The organism is Pantoea conspicua, from assembly GCF_002095315.1.
GTDB lineage: Bacteria > Pseudomonadota > Gammaproteobacteria > Enterobacterales > Enterobacteriaceae > Pantoea > Pantoea conspicua.
Window position 1 is genome coordinate 12,334 of record NZ_MLFN01000036.1, and the last position, 23,420, is coordinate 35,753.

Sequence of the window (23,420 nt, forward strand, 5' to 3'; positions counted from 1 at the left end):
GCGAGGCGAAATAAAAGATTAAGGCTGATTAACGTATTATATTTATCGGCTGGCCGGTTTATTTCCGTATTATCCGAAAGTCGAAAAAAGAAATAGCTTATGTGTAAATAATGTTTTATTAAAAAGGTGCAGTGCAATTTAAAACAGCCGTGAGGAAACTATCGCGCGCTTTTACACTGCGCCACCATCAGGGAAACCCTTTAATAATTCCCGCACTCATTGAAACTGCAGCCAGGCTGCAACGCCCCGCTATGTCATTAATTATCGGGCGCGCTTTCTGCAATATGACGGGAAAATAAAAACAACAGGTGCACCATGAGTTTACATCGCCAACGCCCTGCGCATAAGATCTGGCGCAACTGGAAAAGAATATCATTCAGTAGTCAGATGTTATGGAATAAAAAGCGACACGGCCTCTTTAGCGCACCGGAATATGATCCGGAGCAGGAAGAGAATGTGGTGCTGATATCGCAGCAGAAAAGCCTGCCGGAGATTCCGAAGATTGTCTGGATGTACTGGCATAACGATCAGCTGCCCACCTCAATGGCGCTGAACATCAGTAAAATCCGTCGGGATAATCCCGATCACCAGGTTTATCTGATTACCCGGCATACCCTGTCGCAATGGCTGCCCGATCTCGACTTTATCACTGCCGATCTGACGCTGGCCCATAAAAGTGAAATTATTCGTCTTGAACTGATTCACCGCTACGGCGGCATCGGCATTGATTGCAGTACCCTGCTGTTTGAAGATCTTGCCTGGGTGCATCGTGTTCACCAGGAGCGATCGATGGATGTGATCGGCTATTACCGCGAACAATGGACCCTGAACTTTCTCGCGCCGGTGATTGAAAGCTGGTTTGTCGCCGCGGCGCCACAAAACCTGTTTATCCGCGAGTGGCTGAAGCAGCTGGCGCCGGTTAAAAATGTCGGCATCCAGAACTATTTTCAGGATCTGAAAAAGCGCGATGATTTCCCGATGATTGTGCAGAATATGGATAATCCATCGCGTCAGTTGCTGTCGCTGGCACAGCAGGTGGCGATGCGCGAATACCGTCGCGCCAATCTCTATCTGCGTAAAGGGGAAGCCAATGCTTACTTTTACCAGCGCCTTCACGCCGACAGCAGCAGCGCCTTCGCCCATTCCGTGCTGTTTCAGCAACGGCCGCAATCACCACCGCCGATCATTAAATTAACCGGGAACGAGCGGCTGCATCTCGACTTTAATCTGCGGCTGGGATTGTATAATCGCCGCAGCCTGATGGGTGAGATGATGCAGCAGACCGCACCGACGCTGGCACTGCCGCTAACCGTCAAAGCGCGCGCGTAACCAGTGGGTAAAGGTGGTGACGGCACGTGGCACCTGTGCCGCCCAGGGCCGCACAATCCACAGGCGGGCGGCGAACGCCTCGACCGCCTGCCATTCTGGCAGCACCTGTTGCAGTGCACCGTCCGCCAGCGCCGCCCTGGCGCTGAAGTCGGGCAGCATCGCAATGCCTAAACCCTGCAGCGCCGCATCACGGATCGACTCACTGTTATTGGTGGCAAAACAGCCCTGAATCTGCACCTGAATCCGTTCATCACCGCCGCCGCTCACAAAGCTCCAGCGTGGCGCTTCCACCCCGCGTGGATAGTACAGGCAGTTATGCCGGGCCAGATCCTGTGGCATAACCGGCAGCCCGTGCGCAGCCAGATAGGCCGGTGAGGCCACCAGTAGCGTACGTGTATCACACAGCGGCAGTGCCACGTGGGTTTCTGGCAGCCTGTCACTGTGGCGTATCGCCAGATCAAACCCTTCACTGCTCAGCGACACAATACGGTCAGTGACGTCCAGCTGCAGGCGAACCTGCGGATAGTCATGCAGAAACTCGCCAATAAGCGGCACCAGCTGCTGACGGGCAAAGGCTACCGGCGCGGTGACCCGCACCAGACCACGCACCGGACCGGCGGTATCACGCACGCTGAAAAAGCTCTGTTCGATGCGGGCAAACGGTTCGCGCAGCTCCTCCACCAGCTTTTCACCCGCTGAGGTCAGCCGCATGCTGCGGGTGGTGCGCTGAACCAGCAATACGCCCGCCATCTGCTCCAGCTCTTTGATTTTCTGACTCATCGCCGCTTTGCTAACGTCGAGACGCTCTGCGGCACGGGTAAAACTGCCCTGCTCCGCCAGCACCGTCAGCCAGTGCAGATGATCCCATAGCGTATCGGTCTTCATCTCTTTCATTTACATTGTTCAATATAATGAATAATCAGTTCAGGCTACGCGCTTTTTCACGGCAGATAAAGGGGTCACTATAGTCGTAACAGACACGCTTTTTTACCGCGAGGAACCGCCAATGCCACTGCTGCAATTTGATGTTATTCAGGGTCGTTCAGAATCAGAACTGCGCACGCTGCTGGATGCGGCACACCGTGCCGTACTCACCGCTTTTCAGGTGCCTGAGCGCGATCGCTACCAGATTATTCAGGAAAACAAGCGGTATCAGATGGTGTTTCAGGATACCGGGCTGGGATTCAGCCGCAGCGATAATCTGGTGATGGTGCGGGTCTACACCAGCCCGCGCAGCAGCGAACAGAAACAGTATTTTATGGCCGAACTGGCGCGTGAACTGCGGGAGAACTGCGGCGTACAGGGCAACGATTTGATGATCAGCTTTATTACCAATGACAAAGGCGACTGGAGCTTTGCCGATGGCGAAGCACAATACCTGAACGGCAAACTCTGAAATTGCGGTCCACTTTGCTTCACTGACGGTGCGCGCCAGCCGCCGTCAGGGCTGATCCCCCTCTGATACCCGCTTTCACCAATATGATCCTCACCGCACAAATCTGGCTGGATATGTTGCAGCCGGATTACAGCCAATATAGATTGTCGAAAAACCATCCCCCCGAAGGTGGCCGGCAATTCTGAAGTGCCGCGTACTCATATCAAGAGAGGATTTGCCGTTGTCCGAATTAGCGTCACTTGGGCTGTTTCTGGCCGCCATTGCTATCTATTCCTGTAAAGCCGGGCGTAACAAATTTTGGTTCTTCGTGGTGTTAATCCTGCTGGTGTTGTTTGTGGTGCTGAATGCGACGCTCTATGCCAGCAACTATTTCACCGGCGATGGCATCAATGATGCGGTGCTCTATACCCTGACCAACAGCCTGACCGGTGCGGGCGTCAGTAAATACGTGGTGCCCGGCATCGGGCTGATCATCGTGCTGTTTTTGCTGTTCTGCCTGCTGTCGTGGATATTGCGACGGCGTGAACGGCCGCATCATATCGGCTGGTCGCTGCTGGCGGTCGCCTGCGCGCTGGGTTCAGTGCAGACCACGCCTGCGTTTCGTCAGGTAACGTCGCTGATCGTGTCGCATACCCAGCTGGCTGATTCCGATTTTGACGCCTTTTATAGAGTGCCGCGTAACCGCATTGCGCAGCCTCACCTCAACGTGGTCTATATCTACGGCGAAAGTCTGGAACGCACCTATTTTGACCAGCACGCCTTTCCCGGCCTGGCACCGGAACTCAGCCGCCTGAAAGAGCAGAGTATCGATTTCAGCCAGACCGAGCAGCTGCCAGGCACCGACTACACCATCGCGGGTATGGTTGCCTCAATGTGCGGCATTCCGCTGTTTGCGCCGTTTGACGGCAATGCCTCAGCCTCGCTCTCCAGCTTCTACCCGCAGAACGTCTGCCTGGGTGACATCCTGAAAAATTCCGGTTATCAGAACTGGTTTATTCAGGGCGCTGACCTGCGTTTCGCCGGTAAAGATGTGTTCCTGAAATCGCACGGCTTCGATCCGGCCAACCTGTATGGCGCGCAGGAGCTGAAAAGCCGCGTTGCCGATCCGACCTATCGCAATAACTGGGGTTACTACGACGATACGGTAATGGATGAGGTGTTTGAAAAGTATCAGGAACTGTCACAATCCAATAAACCTTTTGCGCTGTTCACCCTGACGGTCGATACCCATCATCCCGACGGCTTTATCTCCCGTAGTTGTGAACGCAAGAGCTACAGCTTTGAGGGTAAACCGAACCAGTCATTTAGCGCGGTCGCCTGTTCGCAGGAGCACATCGCGCGGCTGATTGAGCGGATCAAAGCCTCGCCGTGGTTTAAACAGACGGTGATTGTGGTCACCTCCGACCACCTGGCGATGAATAACACCGCCCATCAGTACCTGATTAAGCAGCCGCGCCACGATCTCTTTATGGTGATCCGCGGCGATAAACCGCAGGCGGAAGTGATTGATGCGCGCCGCAGTACGCTGGATAACGGCGCGACGCTGCTGGATATTCTCGGTGGCGATAACGCGATTGGCCTGGGGCGCAGCAGCCTGAGCAGTATCTCGCTCTCGACCCAGTTTGAAGAGATGAAAACCAAAGTGGTGAGCTGGAAGCCCGACATTATCCAGCTGTGGAATTTCCCGAAGATGATGGACAGCTTTACCGTTGATCAGACGAAGAATACCTTCAGCTTCTCGGGCACCACCTTTAAATTACCGATCCTGTTCCGCATCAGCGATAAGCACGTGGAGCCGATGCCGGAAGGCGAATATTCAGCGCCGCTGCGCTATCAGCTGGCCGATTTCACCTCGACTGATAAGTTTCTCTGGGTCGATCGCTGTTTCAAAATGGCGCGCCTGTGGCAGCCGTCGCTGGCGCTGTCAGGTGATTTTTGTGTGGCCATGGGCCAGCTTGGCGCAACACCCACGGTGACGCTTATCGATCAGCCACAGTGGAAAGGCAAAGTGAAATTCCCGACCGCAGCCACCAGCGATGCGGCTTATCAGCGTAATCTGGCGCAGATCCGCATCGAGGATAATGACATTCGTTACAGCGCCGACAGCTTCAGGCTCGACGTGCCGGGTGCACCACAGAGCATCAAACGTTTTAGCGGCATCTCGCGCCCGGAAAGCTGGGGCCGCTGGTCCAACGCCAATCTGGCACCGGAAGTGAAGATTGAGTACGTCGACCCGTTACCCGCGAAGTTTGACCTGGTGATTACCGCGCGCGCCTACGGGGCTAATGCCCATCGCCAGATCCCGGTGCGGGTCGGGGATCAGCAGCAGCTGTTGTCGCTGGGTGAAACCTTGTCGACCCATACGCTGCATTTTGACAACCCGACCGCCACGCATGAGCTGATCATTGCGCCGCCGGAGCCGCAGCTGAGTAATATCGGCAACATTACCGGTCAGGACCCGCGCAAACTGGGTATTGGCATGGTGGAAATCAGGATCGTGCCGCAGTCGTAGCCTCTGCTTTTTCTGATCTCCGCTGCGGCGTCACGCAGCGGAGATCATCCCGCCCTCAACGTAAAAGTTTGCGAGATCGCTCGCAACCCAATTCACGTTACTTGTTGAACTAATTGATATTTTCATGCAAGGCGCGCAAAATAACACCCGCTTTGTGGCGCCCTTTGCTGGACCTGTCATCATGCCGCTATCACCGTATTGCCGAAGGAGAGGCAACCATGACCCGCGCTATGATGAATACCCACAAAGCCTTCAAAGCCCTGCAGCGGGCAGGGATCGACGACCAGCAGGCGGAGGTGATGGTGGAGATCTTTACGGAGTTGCAGCAAGGGAAGCCGGGCGAGCAGAATGATAAACAACTCAGCCGGGTTGAACGCAAAGTTGATCAGGTGGATACGCGCACCGGCAACGTTGAAAAAAAAGTTGTTCAGCTGGATGAGCGCGTTGGCCAGGTTGAGAAAAAAATCGATCAGATGGATAAGCGCCTCGGTCAGATTGAACGCAAAGTCGATCAGGTCGATGAACGTCTCGGCCAGGTTGAGCGCAAAGTCGGTCAGATCGATGAGCGTCTCGGGCAGGTCGAACGTAAAGTCGATCAGCTTGATAAGCGTCTCGGGCAGGTCGAACGTAAAGTCGACCAGATCGATGAGCGTCTCGGGCACGTTGAAAGGAAGGTCGATAAGCTGGGCATCCGGCTTAATCAGCTTGAAGTCAAAGTCGATAAACTGGATGCAGGCCTCATCAGCCTGGCCCGGACGACAGAGACGCTCAGGGATGAAATGGTGACCGTTAAAAACGACATGCGCTGGATTAAACGACTGTTTATGGTGATGACCACCACCCTGCTGGTGGCGGCCATTAAGACCCTGTTTATCTGACTATCTGGCAACCGGTCAGGGCCGCTCGCGCAATGTTTCCAGCTTCTCGCGCTGCTGACCCCCGGCAGTAAAGTTGTCGCTGGCCAGCCAGCGCTGCAGGCCCTTTTTCACCTGCGGCCATTCGCCGTCAATAATCGACAACCAGCGGGTATCGCGACTGCGGCCTTTGTAAACAACCGCCTGGCGAAAAACACCTTCGTGCCGGAAACCAAGACGTTCTGCCGCCCGGCGTGACGGCGCATTGCAGCTATCGCATTTCCACTCATAGCGACGATAACCCAGCGTCTCAAAGGCGTAATGCATCAGCAGGTAATGGGCTTCTGTTGCCATTCGGGTCCGCTTCAGCTGCGGTGAAAACGCCACATGCCCGACTTCGATTACCCCATGCTCCGGCTGAATCCGCATCAACGCCAGGCTGCCTGCCGCCTGCCCGGTCGCAAGATCGATCACCGCAAAGTGCAGTGGATCGCGACTGGCCTCCAGCTGCGCCGCGTGATCCTGCCACGCCTGCCGGTCATCAAACGGCCCGACAAACATATAGGTCCAGTCGCGGCCATCATCCGCCGCTGCGTAGGCTTCGAACAGCGCCTCACCATGACGCGCCACGCTGAAGGGTTCAAGGCGGCACACCTCGCCGCTGAAAACCTGCGGCTGGGGGAAAGGACGTGGTTGCCAGTCCGGCAATGGATGCCCGACTGGCTGACCATACTGATTAGTGTGTTGTGACATATCGCCTCCTGGCTTCCGTTGATGTCTGCAGATTGCCACTATCCTGGTGGGTTAAAAAGTACCACAATGTTTGAAAATGATAGATCCACAGGAGCAGGTGATGAAACCAGAGAGCCATCCGTTGTTGCTGGCACCGTTAACGCCAGCCGCTGGCACCACGCTGCAACAGCAGCTCTATCAGCGGATAAAGCAGGGCATTTTACGGGGCCAGCTGGCGGCTGGCGCACTGTTACCCGCCACCCGACAGCTGGCCGCTGAGCTACAGGTTTCACGTAATACGGTGCTTAACGTCTGGACGCAACTGCAGGCGGAAGGCTATCTGATGAGCGATCGGCAGGGCAGCCGTGTCAGCCTGCTGGCGTTACCGACGGCCCGGCCGGATGACAACGGATTAGCCCACTGGCCGCTGGCAAAACGGCTTGCTGCCCTGCAGCTCAGCCAGCGTTTCGACACCGGCACACTGCCGCTACGTCCCGGCATCCCGGCACTGAACCATTTCCCGCTGACCGCCTGGCGTCGGGCACTGAATCATGTACTGAACCACACGCCACCGCGCCAGCTGGGTTATGGCGATCCGCTGGGTGACCCCGAACTGCGCGCCGCGCTGGCGCAGCAGTTACGCATCACGCGCGGCGTACGATGTGACGCCGGACAAATTGTGATTACCGAAGGGGCACAGCAGGCGCTGACGCTGTGTGTCACCCTGCTGAGCGATCCGGGCGATTATGGCTGGGTTGAAGATCCGGGCTATCGCGGGGCCAGAACGGCGATGCAGGCTGGCGATCTGCGGCTGGTTCCGATCCCGATCGATCAGCAGGGGCTGGCGCCGCAGCCGCAACACTGGCAACAGACGCCGCCGCGCCTGATCTACACCACACCGACCCATCAGTATCCCACTGGCGCGGTGATGAGCGCAGCCCGGCGGCTGGCGCTGATTGCGGCTGCACGGCAGCAGCAGGCGTGGATTATCGAAGATGATTATGACGGCGATTTCCGGCACCACGGCGAGCCGATTACCGCTATGCAGGGGATGACCGATAATGCGCCGGTGATCTATCTCGGATCCTTCAGCAAGACGCTGTTTCCTGCCCTGCGTATCGGTTTTATGGTGCTGCCCGCGCCGCTGGTCAGCAATCTGCGACCGGCGTTGCATCAGCTGCTGCGCGGCGGTAATCCGCTGGAGCAGCAGGCGCTGGCGCGCTTTATTCTCAGCGGCGACTACAGCCGGCATCTGAGTAAGATGCGCCGCCTCTATCGCCAGCGTCAGACGCTGCTGCGCAGCGAGCTGCAGCAGGCGGCAGGCCAGCCGATCCCCTTACTGGGCGGCGACAGCGGGATGCATCTGGTGCTGCCGCTCAATGCGGCTCAGGACGAGATAGCAATTGTCCGCCAGCTGCTTCAGGCAGGTTACGCGCCCGCAGCGCTCTCAACCTTTTATCTGACTGAACCGGCGCAGCGTGGTTTAGTGATGGGCTACGGCAACAGCAGCAGTACGCAGATCAGCGCGGCGGTGCGTCAGCTGCGCCGGCTGCTGGGCTGGCCGGGTTAGCGGCTTGTTACCTGCCGCTGGCCGGCGCGGCAATGGACTGGCGCACTACCAGCCGGGCATCAAAGCGCGGCATCGGACCGGCCGCTTCGCCACGTATTTCAGCAATCAACCGGCGTGCCGCTTCACGGCCCATCTCGTATACCGGTTGCGCCACCACCGTCAGCGGCGGCGTCACGATCTCGCTCCACGGAAAGTTGTCATACATCACGAACGAGAGATCTTCAGGTATGCGCAGCCCGCGCTGTGTCACCTCACGCAGCAGCCACATCGCCACCACGCTGTCAGAGGCCACCAGCGCGCTGGGTGGCTGCGGGCGCTGCCACAGCTCGGCCACGATGCGGGCGATTTGCGCTTCATCCAGCGCATTCACTTTCACCAGCGACGGATCAAATTCCACGCCCGCCGCGACGAACGCCTGCATCATGCCACCGACGCGCTGGGCAACCGGCGTCAGGCCAAAATCGTCCGGCGCACGATAGTCGTCAGCCAGCGCCATGCTGGTGACATAAGCGATATGGCGGTGGCCGTTCTGCAGTAGCCGGCGGGTGGCGTCAGCCGCCACATCGGTGAATTCACAGCAGATCGCTTCCACATCCAGCCCGGTCACTGCGCGATCGAACAATTTCAACGCCCTCCCCTCTTCCAGCACCTGCATCAGATGGCTGTTTTGATCGCGCGCTGAACAGCTGGGAGCGACGATAATGCCATCGACCCGCTTCTCCAGCATCACCCGCACCGCATCCTGCTCCGCCTGCAGCTTTTCGTCGCTGTTGCTGAGCAGCAGGTGGTAACCGGCGGTGCGCGCCACATCCGCCATGCCGCGCAGGGCAAGGCCGAAGTGGGGATTCTCGATATCCCCGACAATCACGCCGATGGTGTTGGAACGCCCGGTATTCATGCTGCGCGCCAGCTCATTCGGCCGGTAACCCAGCGCGGCAGCAGCACTGTTTACCCGCGCCTGCACCTCATCACTGACCGCGCCATAGCCACCAAGCGCACGTGCCGCCTGGGCCTTGGAAACCTTTGCCGCGCGCGCCACATCTGCCACGGTAGGTGCTTTAGATCGTAATTTCTGGCTGGTCATAATTATTTTGAATCACAGGTTGATGACAGGAAGATTGACGCCGAAAAAAGGCTGTGCTTAAACTCATTGTAACCCTTTGAGACCGGTCTCACAACGTCCGCGTCCCTAAGGTGTCCCCTGCGTTGAGACCGGTCTCAAATAATTACCGGCTCAACAGTCTCTGATGTTTAAACCTGCAAAACGGATGAGCTATGAAATCGCAAACCACGCCGGGCAAACGGCCCGGCACCCTGTTCGGCACTCTGCTCACACTCTGTGCACTTTCGTTCTCTACGCTGGCTGCCAGCAATGACAATCCCTATGGCCTGATCGAACCCGGTCAGTTACGCGTCGCCAGCGTTGGCGACTCTAAACCCTATACCTTCACCGATGCCAGCGGTCAGTTCACCGGCTTTGACGTCGAATTTTTCAAAAAATGTCGCCCATCGCATGGGGATCGATAAGGTCGATTTTATTGGTCAGGACTTCTCCGCCATCATGCCGGCGGTCGCCAATGGTCAGTATGATGCGGCGGTCGCGGCGATCGGTATCACCCCGGCACGTGAAAAAACCGTCGACTTCTCCACCGGCTATCTGGCGGGCTTTCTCACCGTGCTGACCCGCAGCGACAGCGGCGTGAAGAATGTCGCCAGCCTGACAAAGCGGCGGCTCGGGGTGGTTCAGGGCACGCTGCAGGAGAACTATGCGGTCGAACACTTCACCCAGACCGACATCGTGCGCTTCCCGGATAACAACAGCGCAGTCTCGGCACTCAACAACGGCACGCTCGACGCCATCTTCCTCGACTATGAGGCCGCCAAAAGCTACGCCGACCGCTTTAAGCTGGTCTCTGCCGCCGATATCCCCTCGTTTGACGCCCCGGCCGGTATCGCCATCGCCAAAGGCAAGCCCGCCTTCAAGACCGCACTGGATAGCGCCATTAAAGCGGCGATGCAGGACGGTACCTGGCAGCGGCTCTACCAGAAGTGGTTCCCCGGCTCGCCAATGCCCAAACAGTATCTGCCTGGCGGTCAGTAAAGCGGCGGACGTTCGCGTCCTGAGTTAACCGGGGAATACCCCGCACTGCATGGAGACGGCGATGGACTTGCTCACCATTCTTTCCCGCACCTTCTTTGATTTTTCCTCAATGAGGGAAGTGCTGCCGCAGATGCTGACCACCGGGCTGGTGAATACGGTGATTATCTCGCTGGCGGCCACCCTGCTTGGCACGCTGTTTGGCCTGCTGCTGGCGCTGATGGGCATTTCGCCCTCGCGCTGGCTGCGCCTGCCCGCCCGGCTTTATACCGATCTGTTTCGCGGTCTGCCGTCGATTCTGACTATTCTGCTGATTGGTCAGGGTCTGGCGCGGTTCAGCTATCAGCTGTTCGGCCCGACGCCCTATCCTCTGGGGATCTTCGCCCTCAGCCTGATCGCCAGCGCCTACATGGGCGAGATTTTTCGCGCCGGTATTCAGAGCGTCGAACGCGGCCAGATGGAAGCCTGTCGCGCACTGGGGATGAGCTATGGCCGGGCGATGCGGCTGGTAGTGATCCCGCAGGGGATCCGCCGGGTGCTGCCCGCCATCGTCAATCAGTTCATCGCTATCATCAAAGACTCTTCGCTGGTCTACCTGCTGGGACTGATGACTCAGCAGCGCGAGCTGTTTCGCGTCGGCCAGGATGCGGCAGTGCTGACCGGCAATCTGTCGCCGCTGATGCTGGCCGGGCTGTTCTATCTGATCATCACCGTGCCGCTGACGCACATGGTCAACTACGTGGATGTGCGTTACCGCACCGGCCGCCGTCGTCTGACCGCGCCGCAAAGTGGCTTAAAAGAGGTGGAGGAAGTCAGGCAGCCCAACGGCGCACTGGCCACTCACCCGCTGACCGGAGGCAACCATGACTAACCCTGCTGCGACAGCCAACTGGCACGGCGCCAGCCTTGAGCTGCGCGATCTGACGCTGGCCTATGGCCCGATTGAGGTGCTGCGTAACGTCTCGCTGCGGGTCGCCCCCGGCAGCACCACCTGCATTATCGGGCCATCCGGCTCGGGCAAATCGACCCTGCTGCGCGGCATCAACCGACTGCATGAACCGAAATCGGGTGATGTGCTGCTGGCCGATCGATCGGTGCTGCGCGACAAACCTGACGCGCTCCGGCTGCGGATCGGCATGGTGTTTCAGCACTTCAATCTGTTTCCCGATCACAGCGCGCTGGAGAACGTGGCGCTGGCTCCGTGGCGGGTTAAAGGCCTGCCCAAAGCGCAGGCGATGGCAATTGCCCGTCAGCGGCTGGAAGAGGTCGGCCTGGGTCCGCGCGCCGACCATCGGCCTCGCGATCTCTCCGGCGGTCAGCAGCAGCGGGTGGCGATTGCCCGCGCGCTGGCGATGGACCCGGAGGTGATGCTGTTTGATGAGGCGACCTCGGCGCTCGATCCGGAACTGGTGAAAGGCGTGCTGACGCTGATGGCCGATCTCTGTCGGCGCGGCATGACGATGGTGGTGGTGACGCATGAAATGGGCTTTGCACGCAAAGTGGCGGATCAGGTGGTGTTTATGGACGAAGGGGAGATTGTCGAAGCCGGACCGCCCTCTGCCCTTTTCGATGCGCCGCAGTCGCCGCGCCTGCAACGTTTTCTCTCTGAAGTGCTGTAACTGAGTAAGGAACCTGATAATGGCGGTAAAAACTGAAATGAAAGTGGTGGTGCTGGGTGGTGGCGTGCTGGGTGTCTCAACGGCGCTGGAGCTGGCAAAGCGCGGCGCGGCGGTGACGCTGGTGACTGAAGGCGCGCTCTGCTCCGGTGCCTCGGGCCGTTCGCTGTCGTGGCTCAACTCCGCGGGCGAGCGGTCGCAGCCGTATCATGCGCTGCGCATGGCGGGTATCGATCGTTATCGTACCCTGTTTGCCCGCCACCCCACGCTCGACTGGCTGCGGTTTGACGGCGGGATCTGCTGGTCCGATAACGACGTGGCCGGCACCCAGGCGCGTCATGCCTATGAGAAAGCCCACGGCTACGATTCACAGCTGATTACGGCGGAAAACGTGGCACAGGCGGATGCCGCGGTCGATCCCGATGCGCTGCCGCCACAGGCGATATTTAATCCAGGTGAAGGTTGGGTCAGCCTGCCGCATCTGGTGGAGTATCTGGTCAATCAGTTGCGCGCGCTGGGCGGAGAAGTTATCGAACATGCCGGTAAAGCACGCGTGATCACCGATCGGGGCCGGGCCTGCGGCATCATCAGTGACAAAGGCGAGCTACGCGCCGATGCGGTACTGGTCGCCTGCGGTCCCTGGACGCCGGAGGTGGTGGCACCGCTGGGTGTCACTATCCCCAACGGTTCGCCGGTTTCGATGCTGGTGCTCACCGAACCCTCGCCGCATCAGCTGAAAGCGGTGCTGAACACGCCGCGCGCTGCCGTTCGCCCCAACCCCGGTAACCGTTATGCGATCGACCACGACTGGTATGAGGCGGATATCCAGCCGCTGACCGGCGGGGAATACCAGATTGACGAAGAGATCGTGGCGCAGCTGGCGCAGGAAGCGAGCCGGTTGTTACGTGGCGATCAGCCGCTCAAAGCAGAAAGCTGGAAGATCGGTCTCAAGCCGATTCCGGGCGATGGCGATCCGGTGCTGGGTGAGTTACAGCAGGTGCCGGGCTGTTACGTGGCGTTCAGCCACTCCGGTGCCACGCTGGCATTGATCGTCGGAGAACTGCTGGCAGATGAAATCGTCAGCGGAGAAAAACATCCGATGCTGGCCAGTTTTGGCGCAGAACGTTTCCGCTAAAAAAAAGCCGGTCGCAATGACCGGCTGATTTTTTATCCGCTGTTTTTAACCGCGGAAGAAGATATCGCCCGATTTCCCCATAACAATTTTACCGGTGTCATTGGTGATCAGGATGTAATTGGCGTTGATGTAGGCCCAGTGAGTATTCTCCTGCGGCGCAGGCAGATTACGTTTTTGCCACTCAACGATGGTGTAAGTTTTATCGGTGTATTTTTCTGGCACCGTGTCGCCGACTTTGTACTCTTTGTAGTCGATGATGATGGTGCTGAGATCGTAGTTCGGTTGTCCGCCATTGGACGGCGACGGCGTGGTCGGTGTAATGCCATCATTCGATTGTGAGCTGGACGGCACCTGCGTCTGCGCGGCACCGGCATCCGGCTGAGCGTTAGCAGCATCGGGCTGCGTTGCAGGATTGGCGGGCTGAATCTGAGGCGGCGGCGGAACGGTATCCGTTGCTTCACCGGCGGCCTGCACAGCAGGGATCAGGCTCAGCGAGCCAACCAGTAATCCCATCGAGAAAAGTACACGTTGAGTCCTGCGCATAATGATTTCCACGTTAAATTGATTTTAGTGACAGTAGACAGGCTAAAGACAATCTTTATAGCGAGACAGTTCCCCTCTCGTCAAAGCTAAGTGTAAGGAAAGACGACGCTATTCGTTTCACCGCGCACCGGTTACTGTCCGACCACTCTATCCTTAGTTGCCAGATCGACCAACAACGCAATGCCTGAATAGTTGCTCCATTTTGCAGCACCACAATCGCATTACCATTGGCTCTATCGTAGCCGATAAAGCTGGCATAGCCGCCAATGTAGCCGACCTGCCAGGTGATTTGCTGCCCCGCTACCCGATCGGTCACGCCATAGGCGTAAAATTGTGCCGGGCCGCGACGATGAATGATCGCAATACTGATGCCGGGAACCTGCTTTTGCTGCATGTAGTGACGCACAATGTCGTCAACGTTTTCACGGAAGGTGGTGTGAGTCAGGTAAACGCGATCGCCGACCAGTGCTGAGGTCTGCGACAGCGTGCCGCAATCCGCGAGGCTCAGGGTGATGGCAGGCCACAGCAGGATAAGCGATCTGCGCCTGCGGCCGTGCGCTGTCCTCCCGCGGCGTAACGCCATTGTCCGGCGGGAGAAAAAATCTGTTCTCATTTTTATTATAATAATCAGTCAATTAATTTTAGCAGTCGTTTCTCAGACCTTCATATTGCGCAAAATCTATCACAAAGCAGCCAGCGGCTATAGCACCCTCAGCTGGTTAAAAGTGGCGCTAAACGCGGATTAACGGCCGCCGTATCCGGGTGATAACCTGCCCGGAAAAAAGCCCGTCAGGGCGGAGGTAAGCTGTGTTGCGGCGAGCAAGGGTGTACACTGCTGCGGCTTTATGGCGTGAACGCCGTGCTCACATTTTTGAAATGCCCGGGAGGCAACCGCATGAAAGAAGGCCCACTGTCCGAGAAAGAGCTGCAATGGCTGGAAGATATGCTGGAAAAATATGGCAGCGAAGCGTCGATTCTCGATGTCTCCGAGCTGGACGGGCTGCTGACTGCGGTGCTGTCCGGCCCAACCACCGTCGAACCGAGCAAATGGCTGGTGGCGCTGTGGGGTGGCGAGAAGCTGATCCCAAAATGGAGCAACGAACGTGAAATGACGCGTTTTATGGAGCTCTGTTTCCAGCACATGAATGACGTGGCTGACCGGCTCTCTGAGTTTCCTGAGCAGTTCGAACCGCTGTTTGGCATCCGTGAGATGGAAGGACTGGAATTTACCGTGGTGGAAGAGTGGTGCTTTGGCTACATGCGCGGTGTGTCACTGACCGACTGGTCTGCCCTGCCGCAGGATCTGCAACCGGCGCTGGATGCCATCGCCCTACACGGCGTGGAAGAGAACCTCGAAAAACTGGATGCGATGACGCCGGACGAGATGGAAGCCAGCATTGAGGCGATCCGCCCGGCTGCGCTGGCACTGCACGATCACTGGATCTCCCAGCCCGAAGCGGTGCCGGAGCCTCAGAAGCCGATCTCAGTAGAAAAACTGCCAGGCCGCAACGATCCCTGCCCGTGCGGCAGCGGTAAAAAATATAAGCAGTGCTGCCTGCATTAATAGTTCGCGGGGCTGCGGTAAGCGGCCCTTAACTGCTTAAACATGATGACTGCTGATTCGCTGCATTAGGTTATTATCACCATACCCTTACTCATCGGGCTTTACTTATCCTTCTGAATTACTGATATTTCCCATCAAAAAACAATGAATTTTATCACTCTCCCATTTTCATCGCGCACTCTATAGAATATTATCTACAAATATTAAATTATCAGGGATGTAATATGCCTTTTTTGAAAGAACTAAAGAGGGTTACCCAGCAATACAGATTAGATCTGATTATTTTATTCACTTTAGTCACTATCATAGGATCTTCCGGCTTTGAAAAAAACATTAAGGAAATAGTAGGTTCAACAGGCTTGATAATTATCATTTCATCTATAATTTTCCTGCCTCACAGAGCATTAGCGATATTTCATACCTTTATTTTCAAATATCAGAATCGCACCCTGAACAAAGTCGCCGGTACACTATCGTTACTCTCGTGGTTAGTATTTGGGTTAACTTATATAGCACTCCCCCTGGGCTTTGTTTTTACAGGCAGAATTCTGTTTCTTACCTTTATTTTATTAACGCTTGCGGGCGGCATTCTGACTTTCTATGATTTAGAAAAAAATGGAAATCTCTCCTTGCGTAAAATCAGGTTGACGCTCTGGTTTTTCCTGCCGCTCTGTTTTATTTTAACTAATGCACTGGCATCAAGTTATTTTACCCAATTCAGCGCATTGAGTATTTCCTCCGTACCTTATACGGAATTCATCTGGAAGTTTGTTTTTTCAATTATGGCACTGGCATTGCTGCTCCAGCCGGTAAGCTACCTGATTTTCATTACTCAGGCAGACAAAACCGAAGGTTATCAGACCGCAACGTTAATCGCTTTTTTTCTGGCGGTATCCGTAGTACTTTTCGCGATTCCACATTGGGGAGCAAACATCCTCTCCTCAGTTTTAGATCACGCAACCCGATTTGAATGGCGTGATGAGGCGAAGTGTGGAAAGTTAATAATAAAAAGGGAGGATGAGAGATACTTTGGCTTCAATAGCGATAAATACACTCTCTATTTCTCTAACCCTGGCTACTGGGGATTTTACGAATTAAATTGTGCTAAAGATAAATATAATAACGATACGTTTCGTCTGACACCCGTAGATATCGAAATCAGAAAACCCTGGTTTGGAAAGGATAACGTGCGTTAAGGATATCTGGCTCGCTAAAAATGTGCCTGCTTGTCCATATGGCTCACTGCTGTCTAAGCAGGACCCGGGTAATACGTGACTCTCCCGGAGATCGTTCAGCCAGACAGTTCAGCCAGACAGTTCAGCAACATAGCCGAACAGGTAAAGTCGTGATGATCGCCCCAATCCCACCAGGATCACCATCCCGCCACCGTTCACGCGACAGACTGCTCACGACTTGAACAGCCATGCGCTTATCGCTAAGGTAAGCGCGAATTTACCCGCCAGGAACGCATCATGATTACCATCGCGCTTATTGACGATCACCTGATCGTCCGCTCCGGGTTTGCCCAGTTGCTGGGGCTGGAACCCGATTTTCAGGTTGTGGCTGAGTTTGGATCGGGCCGTGAGGCGCTGGCGGGTTTACCGGGACGCGGCGTTCAGGTCTGCATCTGCGACATCTCAATGCCCGATCTCTCCGGGCTGGAGCTGCTGAGCCAGCTTCCCAGCGGGTTAGCCATCATCATGCTGTCGGTACACGACAGCCCGGCACTGGTTGAACAGGCGCTTAACGCTGGCGCGCGCGGTTATCTCTCCAAACGCTGTCGCCCCGATGAGCTGATCGCTGCAGTGCGCACGGTCTCGGCCGGTGGCTGTTACCTGACGCCAGAGATCGCCCTTAAACTGGCCGCCGGACGTCAGGACCCGCTGACCCGCCGCGAACGCCAGGTGGCCGCGAAACTGTCGCAGGGGATGCCGGTAAAAAGCATTGCGGCCGAGCTAGGGCTGTCGCCCAAAACCGTTCACGTTCATCGCGCCAACCTGATGGAAAAACTCGGCGTCAGCAACGACGTCGAGCTGGCGCGCCGCATGTTTGACGGCTGGCAATGACGCCGCTTCTGTCGCGGCTGATATCGGTGGCCGCCAGCGTCTGCATCTTCTCGGCGGCCTGGTTCTGCCTGTGGAGCATCAGTTTGCATCTGGTGGAACGGCCCGAGCTGGCGGTGCTGCTGTTTCCGTTTGGCCTGCGGCTGGGGCTGATGTTGCAGTGCCCGCGCGGCTACTGGCCGGTGCTGGTGATCAGCGAGTGGATGCTGCTGATCTGGCTGTCGCACGAAGTGGCGCTGGCGCATCTGCCGCTGCTGATGCTCGGCGGCTTGCTGACATTACTGCCGGTGGCGCTGATCTCCCGTTACCGCCACCAGCGCGACTGGCGCACGCTGCTGCGTCAGGGTGCCGCGCTGATCGCCGCCGCACTGCTGCAATCGCTGCCGTGGGCCGGTCAGCAGGCGATGCTGAACGCCCTGCTGCTGACGCTTACCGGCGGCCTGACGCTGGCTCCGACCTGCCTGGTTATCTGGCACTATCTCACCCGCACCCGCTGGCAGCCGCTGGGCCCGGCGCTGATCTCCCAGCCGGTTAACTGGCGCGCCCGGCATCTCATCTGGTATCTGCTGCTGTTTATCATCAGCCTGGGGTTGCAGCTTGGCCTGCCAGCGGAGCTGTCGCGCTTTACCCCGTTCTGTCTGGCGCTGCCGATTATCGCGCTGGCGTGGCACTACGGCTGGCAGGGCGCGCTGATTGCCACCCTGATGAACGCCATCGCCCTGATTGCCAGCCAGACCTGGCACGATCATCCGGTCGATCTGCTGCTGTCGCTGCTGGCGCAAAGCCTGACCGGGTTGCTGCTGGGTGCCGGTATCCAGCGGCTGCGTGAACTGAATCAGTCGCTGCAGCATGAGCTGGCGCGCAACCGGCGGCTGGCTGAACGTCTGGTGGAAACTGAAGAGAGTGTGCGCCAGGAGGTGGCGCGTGAGCTGCACGACGACATCGGCCAGACCATCACCGCGATCCGTACCCAGGCGGGCATCGTCCAGCGGCTGGCACCCGATAATGGCCGGGTGATCCAGAGCGGCGCGCACATCGAGCAGCTGTCGCTGGGGGTGTACGATTCGGTGCGGCGACTGCTGGGACGGCTACGACCGCGTCAGTTAGATGATCTCTCGCTGGAGCAGGCGGTCCGCTCGCTGATGCGTGAGATGGAACTCGACGATCGCGGCATCGTCAGCCATCTCGACTGGCACGTTGATGAGAACCTGCTCAGCGAAGGCCAGCGCGTCACGCTGTTCCGCGTCTGCCAGGAAGGACTGAACAATATCGTGAAGCACGCCAGCGCCAGTGCGGTGACGCTCAAAGGCTGGCAGCAGGATGAACGCGTAATGCTGGTGATTGAAGATGATGGCTGCGGCCTGCCGTCCGGTTCCGGCCTGCAGGGTTTTGGTCTGGCCGGGATGCGCGAACGGGTAACCGCGCTGGGCGGCACGCTGGCGATATCCTGTACCCACGGCACCCGCGTCAGCGTCCATCTGCCGCTGCGTACGGTGTGAGGAGTGAATGTGTTTAGCTTTCTGAAAACCCCGGCCAACGCCGTGCCACTGCAGGATAAAGCGGAGATCGATCGCCGCTATCGCTACTGGCGACGGCATATCATGGTGACCATCTGGCTGGGCTATGCGCTGTTCTATTTCACCCGCAAAAGCTTCAACGCCGCCGCCCCGGAGATCCTCGCCAGCGGCGTGATGTCCCGCACCGATATCGGCCTGCTGGCGACGCTGTTTTACATCACCTACGGCCTGTCAAAATTTTTCTCCGGCATCGTCAGCGACCGTTCCAACGCCCGCTACTTTATGGGGCTGGGGCTGATTGCCACCGGGGTGGTGAACATCCTGTTCGGCTTCTCTACCTCGCTGTGGGCTTTTGCCCTGCTATGGGCGGTTAACGCCTTTTTCCAGGGCTGGGGCGCGCCGGTCTGCGCCCGCCTGCTGACCGCCTGGTATTCGCGTAACGAGCGCGGCGGCTGGTGGGCGCTGTGGAACACCGCACACAACGTCGGTGGCGCCCTGATCCCGATTATGATCGGGGCGGTGGCGCTGCACTACGGCTGGCGCAGCGGGATGATGGTGGCGGGCGGATTAGCGATTCTGGCCGGCTTGTTTCTCTGCTGGCGACTGCGCGATCGACCTCAGACCGTTGGCCTGCCGGAGGTTGGCGACTGGCGGCAGGATGAGATGCAGATGGCGCAGCAGCAGGAAGGCGCGGGCCTGAGCCGCAAAGCGATCCTCACCCGCTACGTGCTGCTGAACCCCTACATCTGGCTGCTGGCGCTGTGTTACGTGCTGGTTTACGTGGTACGCGCGGCGATCAACGACTGGGGCAATCTCTATATTTCAGAGACGCTGGGCGTCGATCTGGTGACCGCCAATTCAGCAGTGACGATGTTTGAGCTGGGCGGGTTTATTGGTGCGCTGGTGGCCGGCTGGGGATCGGACAAACTGTTTAACGGCAACCGCGGCCCGATGAACCTGATTTTCGCCGCCGGGATCCTGCTGTCGGTGGGATCGCTGTGGCTGATGCCGTTCAGCAGTTACGTGATGCAGACGGCGTGCTTTTTCACTACCGGCTTCTTTGTCTCGGGGCCGCAGATGCTGATTGGCATGGCGGCGGCCGAGTGCTCTCACAAGGATGCGGCAGGTGCGGCGACCGGCTTTGTCGGGCTGTTCGCCTATCTGGGCGCGTCGCTCTCCGGCTGGCCGCTGGCGTGGGTGATCGACAGCTGGCACTGGAGCGGCTTCTTTGCGGTGATTGCGATTGCGGCCGGGATCTCCGCGCTGCTGTTGCTGCCGTTTCTCAATGCGCAGGCGCCACGTCCGGTCGACGAAGCGTGATGCGCCTCTCCTTTTTGCCTCATCCGGGGCAAAACTAAGACATTTTCCTGGTTTCGCCTGGCGGTTGTCTCAGGCCAGGCGGGTGGCTGCTTTTTACAATGCCAGCCATTCGCTGCCCGTTGCAGCTTTTCCAACCAGGAGAACCCCCATCCATGCTGGCCTTTCTCAAACAGGTGCGCAAGCCGACCCTGGACCTGCCGCTCGACGTACGGCGCAAGCTGTGGTTCAGACCTTTTATGCAGTCCTATCTGGTGGTGTTTATCGGCTACCTGACCATGTATCTGATCCGCAAGAACTTCAACATTGCGCAGAACGACATGATCACCACCTACGGGCTGAGCATGACGCAGCTGGGGATGATTGGCCTCGGCTTCTCGATCACCTACGGCGTCGGTAAAACGCTGGTCTCCTATTACGCCGATGGCAAAAACACCAAGCAGTTCCTGCCGTTTATGCTGATCCTGTCGGCCATCTGTATGCTGGGCTTCAGCGCCAGCATGGGCACCGGATCGGTCAGTTTATTTCTGATGATTGCGTTTTATGCCTTGAGCGGATTCTTCCAGAGTACCGGCGGCTCCTGCAGCTACTCCACCATCACCAAATGGACCCCGCGCCGTAAGCGTGGCACCTATCTGGGGATGTGGAACATCTCGCACAACCTCGGCGGTGCCGGTGCGGCAGGCGTGGCGCTGTTTGGTGCTAATTATCTGTTCGACGGTCACGTGATTGGAATGTTTATCTTCCCGTCGATCATCGCGCTGATCGTCGGCTTTATCGGCCTGCGTTTCGGCAGTGATTCGCCGGAGTCCTATGGGCTGGGCAAAGCCGAAGAGCTGTTTGGCGAAGAGCTGAGCGAAGAAGATAAAGAAGCCGAAAATGAGTCGATGACCAAATGGCAGATCTTTGTTGAGTACGTGCTGAAAAACAAAGTGATCTGGCTGCTGTGCTTCGCCAACATCTTCCTGTATGTGGTGCGCATCGGCATCGATCAGTGGTCAACCGTTTACGCGTTTCAGGAGCTGAAACTCTCTAAAGAGGTGGCGATTCAGGGCTTTACCCTGTTTGAAGTCGGCGCGCTGGTCGGCACCCTGCTGTGGGGCTGGTTATCCGATCTGGCCAACGGTCGTCGCGGGCTGGTGGCCTGTGTAGCGCTGGCGCTGATTATCGCCACGCTGGGGATCTATCAGCATGCCAGCAACCAGTATATCTATCTGGCTTCGCTGTTTGCGCTCGGTTTTCTGGTGTTTGGTCCGCAGCTGTTAATCGGCGTCGCCGCGGTCGGCTTTGTGCCGAAAAAAGCCATCGGCGCAGCAGATGGCATCAAAGGCACCTTCGCCTATCTGATTGGTGACAGCTTCGCCAAACTCGGCCTGGGCATGATCGCCGACGGCACGCCGATTTTCGGCCTGACCGGCTGGGCCGGCACCTTTGCCGCACTGGATGCCGCCGCTATCGCCTGTATCTCTCTGATGGCGATGGTGGCGGTGATGGAAGAGCGCAAAATCCGCCGCGAGAAACGGCTACAGCGGCTGAAGATGGCGTGATGTGGGTTAGCTGATAAGGTAATCGCAACGGCCAGCGTGGCGGAGAAAAGAACTCTCTGCTGCGCTGGCCGCTTCTTTCATTAAAAGGTTAGTTAACAGGGTGGGTGCCGCGCAGATACCTGCATTTCACCGGCGCACCGTTCGTTGCTTCACTATGTGAAGCAAAAAAACGATTCAATCTTTGCTCCACCTCACGCAATCCTCGCCCGTTCCGACATGCTCCGCCTAAAGCTCATACGCTCATTCCATCAGCTAAACGATGCAGTCATCGTTATCACCTTCAGGAGAGCGTATGGATCATTCAGCCCGCCAGTACGGTATTGAGGTCGCGCCGACGACAGTTAAACGTTCGCCCAGACGCACCGCCAAAATTATGATGTCTGCCGGGATAGGTCACTTTATCGAGTGGTTTGACTTTGGCTTGTACGGCACCCTGGCGGCGATTATCGCCAGCAACTTTTTTGTCAGCGCCGATCCGGCGACCGCACTGTTAAAATCTTTTGCCGTGTTCGGTTCCGGCTTTCTTATGCGTCCATTGGGCGGGCTGTTCTTTGGCTCAATGGGCGATCGTCTGGGCCGACGCAAAGTGCTGGTCACGGTGATTGTGATTACCTCACTCTCAACCTTCGTGATGGGGATTTTACCGACGTGGCACCAGGCGGGCATTATCGCCCCTATCCTGCTGGTGATAACCCGACTGGTGCAGGGCTTTGCGGCGGGCGGTGAAAGCTCCGGCGTTATCACTTATCTGGCCGAAAGCGCCGAACCGAACCGGCGGGCTACCCTCACCTGCTGGAGTGAAAACTTCAGCTTTATGGCCTTTGTTTGTGGCTCAGGGCTGGTACTGCTGCTGACCCATACGTTAGGCGACGCTGCAATGAACGACTGGGGATGGCGTATTCCCTTCCTGCTTGCCGCCCCGCTCGGCCTGGGTGGGCTGTATATGCGCCGCAATATGGAAGACTCGGCTGCGTTTCATAAGCTGCAGGCCAGCGGAAAGATCGAGAAATCGCCGCTGCGTAAAACGCTCAGCTCATCCGGGCGCGCCCTGCTTTTCTGCGTCGGCTTTGTGGTGGTTAAAGCGGTCAGCAGCTGGGTGCTACAATCCTTTATGCCGGGCTACCTCTCCACCCACCTGCATTACAGCCGGACCGACTCTTATCTCATCACCACGCTGGGCTTGCTCAGTGTCGCTGTCTGTATGCCGCTTACCGGCTATCTTTCCGATCGCTGGGGACGCCGTCCGTTGATGCTGATGGGATGTGGCGGCTTCATTCTGCTCACCTATCCCGCCATGTTGCTGATGACGCAAGGCTCGGTGATGACGTCGATAGCGGCCATGAGCCTGCTGGGGGTGTTTGTCGCCATGTTTAACGGCGGCTGTGGCGCAGCGATGGTGGAGCTTTTCCCCACCGCGATTCGCTACGGCGGCATTGCTGTCGCCTACAACCTGACCGTCGCGGTGTTTGGTGGCGTAACGCCTCTGGCCTCAGCCAGCCTGATTGCCTGGACCGGCGATCCGCTCTCTCCCGCCTGGTATGTGATGATCACTGCCCTCGTCTCTTTTATTGCGGTGTGGTTCGCCAAAGAGACCGCCGGCAAAATCCTTGATTAATCTGAACCGGAG

The 23,420-nt window shown here is 57.5% G+C and carries 19 protein-coding genes and 2 pseudogenes; 16 read left to right on the forward strand and 5 right to left on the reverse strand.

The window, feature by feature from the left end; translation table 11 throughout:
* Positions 1–315: 315 nt before the first annotated feature.
* The gene (locus HA41_RS13015; RefSeq protein ID WP_094121141.1) at positions 316–1,329 is read left to right on the forward strand and encodes a capsular polysaccharide synthesis protein; all 1,014 of its coding nucleotides are present in this window, start codon (positions 316–318) and stop codon (positions 1,327–1,329) included.
* On the opposite strand, the gene HA41_RS13020 is transcribed toward HA41_RS13015, so the two are convergent.
* Positions 1,306–2,223, reverse strand: coding sequence for a LysR family transcriptional regulator (locus HA41_RS13020; protein ID WP_094121142.1), 918 nt, complete (start codon positions 2,221–2,223; stop codon positions 1,306–1,308). The genes HA41_RS13015 and HA41_RS13020 overlap by 24 nt on opposite strands.
* A 112-nt stretch (positions 2,224–2,335) precedes the next feature.
* Here HA41_RS13020 and HA41_RS13025 point away from each other — a divergent pair, with 112 nt between their 5' ends.
* From HA41_RS13025 to HA41_RS21400, 3 genes are all read left to right on the forward strand, one after another.
* A complete protein-coding gene (locus HA41_RS13025; RefSeq protein WP_094121143.1) occupies positions 2,336–2,725 on the forward strand; it encodes a tautomerase family protein in 390 nt (129 codons plus the stop codon).
* A 220-nt stretch (positions 2,726–2,945) separates the two neighbouring features.
* Positions 2,946–5,237 carry a phosphatidylglycerol--membrane-oligosaccharide glycerophosphotransferase gene (gene opgB / locus HA41_RS13030; protein ID WP_094121144.1) on the forward strand — a complete coding sequence of 764 codons (2,292 nt, stop codon included), beginning with the start codon at positions 2,946–2,948 and terminating at the stop codon, positions 5,235–5,237.
* 218 nt (positions 5,238–5,455) lie between these two features.
* A complete protein-coding gene (locus tag HA41_RS21400) occupies positions 5,456–6,115 on the forward strand; it encodes a hypothetical protein (protein WP_244175122.1) in 660 nt (219 codons plus the stop codon).
* Between the two features lie 15 nt (positions 6,116–6,130).
* Here the strand turns inward: HA41_RS21400 and HA41_RS13040 are convergent, their stop codons facing one another.
* Positions 6,131–6,844 carry a GNAT family N-acetyltransferase gene (locus tag HA41_RS13040; protein WP_094121145.1) on the reverse strand — a complete coding sequence of 238 codons (714 nt, stop codon included), beginning with the start codon at positions 6,842–6,844 and terminating at the stop codon, positions 6,131–6,133.
* Between the two features lie 100 nt (positions 6,845–6,944).
* On the opposite strand from HA41_RS13040, the gene pdxR reads away from it, so the two are divergent.
* Entirely contained in the window at positions 6,945–8,393 is a 1,449-nt protein-coding gene (gene pdxR / locus HA41_RS13045; protein ID WP_094121146.1) for a MocR-like pyridoxine biosynthesis transcription factor PdxR, read from the forward strand.
* Positions 8,394–8,400: 7 nt separating this feature from the next.
* Here the strand turns inward: pdxR and HA41_RS13050 are convergent, their stop codons facing one another.
* Positions 8,401–9,477, reverse strand: a complete 1,077-nt coding sequence (locus tag HA41_RS13050; RefSeq protein WP_094121147.1) for a LacI family DNA-binding transcriptional regulator — start codon at positions 9,475–9,477, stop codon at positions 8,401–8,403.
* A 191-nt stretch (positions 9,478–9,668) separates the two neighbouring features.
* Between HA41_RS13050 and HA41_RS13055 the strand changes: the two are divergent.
* The 4 genes and pseudogenes from HA41_RS13055 to HA41_RS13070 all read left to right on the forward strand — a co-directional run bounded on the left by HA41_RS13055 (position 9,669) and on the right by HA41_RS13070 (position 13,242).
* Positions 9,669–10,494, forward strand: a pseudogene (locus HA41_RS13055) (ABC transporter substrate-binding protein).
* Positions 10,495–10,555: 61 nt separating this feature from the next.
* A complete protein-coding gene (locus tag HA41_RS13060; protein ID WP_094121148.1) occupies positions 10,556–11,362 on the forward strand; it encodes an amino acid ABC transporter permease in 807 nt (268 codons plus the stop codon).
* A complete protein-coding gene (locus HA41_RS13065) occupies positions 11,355–12,110 on the forward strand; it encodes an amino acid ABC transporter ATP-binding protein (RefSeq protein WP_094121149.1) in 756 nt (251 codons plus the stop codon). The genes HA41_RS13060 and HA41_RS13065 overlap by 8 nt, the downstream gene beginning before the upstream one ends.
* 19 nt (positions 12,111–12,129) lie before the next feature.
* A complete protein-coding gene (locus HA41_RS13070) occupies positions 12,130–13,242 on the forward strand; it encodes an NAD(P)/FAD-dependent oxidoreductase (protein WP_094121150.1) in 1,113 nt (370 codons plus the stop codon).
* A gap of 45 nt (positions 13,243–13,287) precedes the next feature.
* Here the strand turns inward: HA41_RS13070 and HA41_RS13075 are convergent, their stop codons facing one another.
* Entirely contained in the window at positions 13,288–13,785 is a 498-nt protein-coding gene (locus tag HA41_RS13075) for an RcnB family protein (RefSeq protein WP_094121151.1), read from the reverse strand.
* Positions 13,786–14,068: 283 nt separating this feature from the next.
* Positions 14,069–14,368 (reverse strand): annotated as a pseudogene (locus tag HA41_RS13080) (hypothetical protein); the annotation flags it as partial.
* A 312-nt stretch (positions 14,369–14,680) separates the two neighbouring features.
* On the opposite strand from HA41_RS13080, the gene HA41_RS13085 reads away from it, so the two are divergent.
* The 7 genes from HA41_RS13085 (at position 14,681) to HA41_RS13115 (ending at position 23,408) form a co-directional block, all read left to right on the forward strand.
* Positions 14,681–15,349, forward strand: a complete 669-nt coding sequence (locus HA41_RS13085) for a YecA/YgfB family protein (protein WP_094121152.1) — start codon at positions 14,681–14,683, stop codon at positions 15,347–15,349.
* Positions 15,350–15,573: 224 nt separating this feature from the next.
* Positions 15,574–16,545 (forward strand): hypothetical protein, encoded by a 972-nt coding sequence (locus HA41_RS13090; RefSeq protein ID WP_094121153.1) that lies wholly within the window; start codon positions 15,574–15,576, stop codon positions 16,543–16,545.
* Between the two features lie 276 nt (positions 16,546–16,821).
* Positions 16,822–17,415, forward strand: coding sequence for a response regulator transcription factor UhpA (gene uhpA / locus HA41_RS13095; RefSeq protein WP_094121154.1), 594 nt, complete (start codon positions 16,822–16,824; stop codon positions 17,413–17,415).
* On the forward strand, positions 17,412–18,911 hold the full coding sequence (gene uhpB / locus HA41_RS13100; RefSeq protein ID WP_094121155.1) for a signal transduction histidine-protein kinase/phosphatase UhpB: 1,500 nt from the start codon (positions 17,412–17,414) through the stop codon (positions 18,909–18,911). Before uhpA ends, uhpB begins: the two co-directional genes overlap by 4 nt.
* 9 nt (positions 18,912–18,920) lie before the next feature.
* Positions 18,921–20,249, forward strand: a complete 1,329-nt coding sequence (uhpC, locus tag HA41_RS13105) for an MFS transporter (protein WP_094121156.1) — start codon at positions 18,921–18,923, stop codon at positions 20,247–20,249.
* A 152-nt stretch (positions 20,250–20,401) separates the two neighbouring features.
* Positions 20,402–21,793, forward strand: a complete 1,392-nt coding sequence (uhpT, locus tag HA41_RS13110) for a hexose-6-phosphate:phosphate antiporter (RefSeq protein ID WP_094121157.1) — start codon at positions 20,402–20,404, stop codon at positions 21,791–21,793.
* Between the two features lie 373 nt (positions 21,794–22,166).
* Positions 22,167–23,408: an MFS transporter gene (locus HA41_RS13115; RefSeq protein WP_244175125.1), complete on the forward strand. Its 1,242-nt coding sequence runs from the start codon at positions 22,167–22,169 to the stop codon at positions 23,406–23,408.
* The last annotated feature ends 12 nt before the right edge of the window (positions 23,409–23,420 follow it).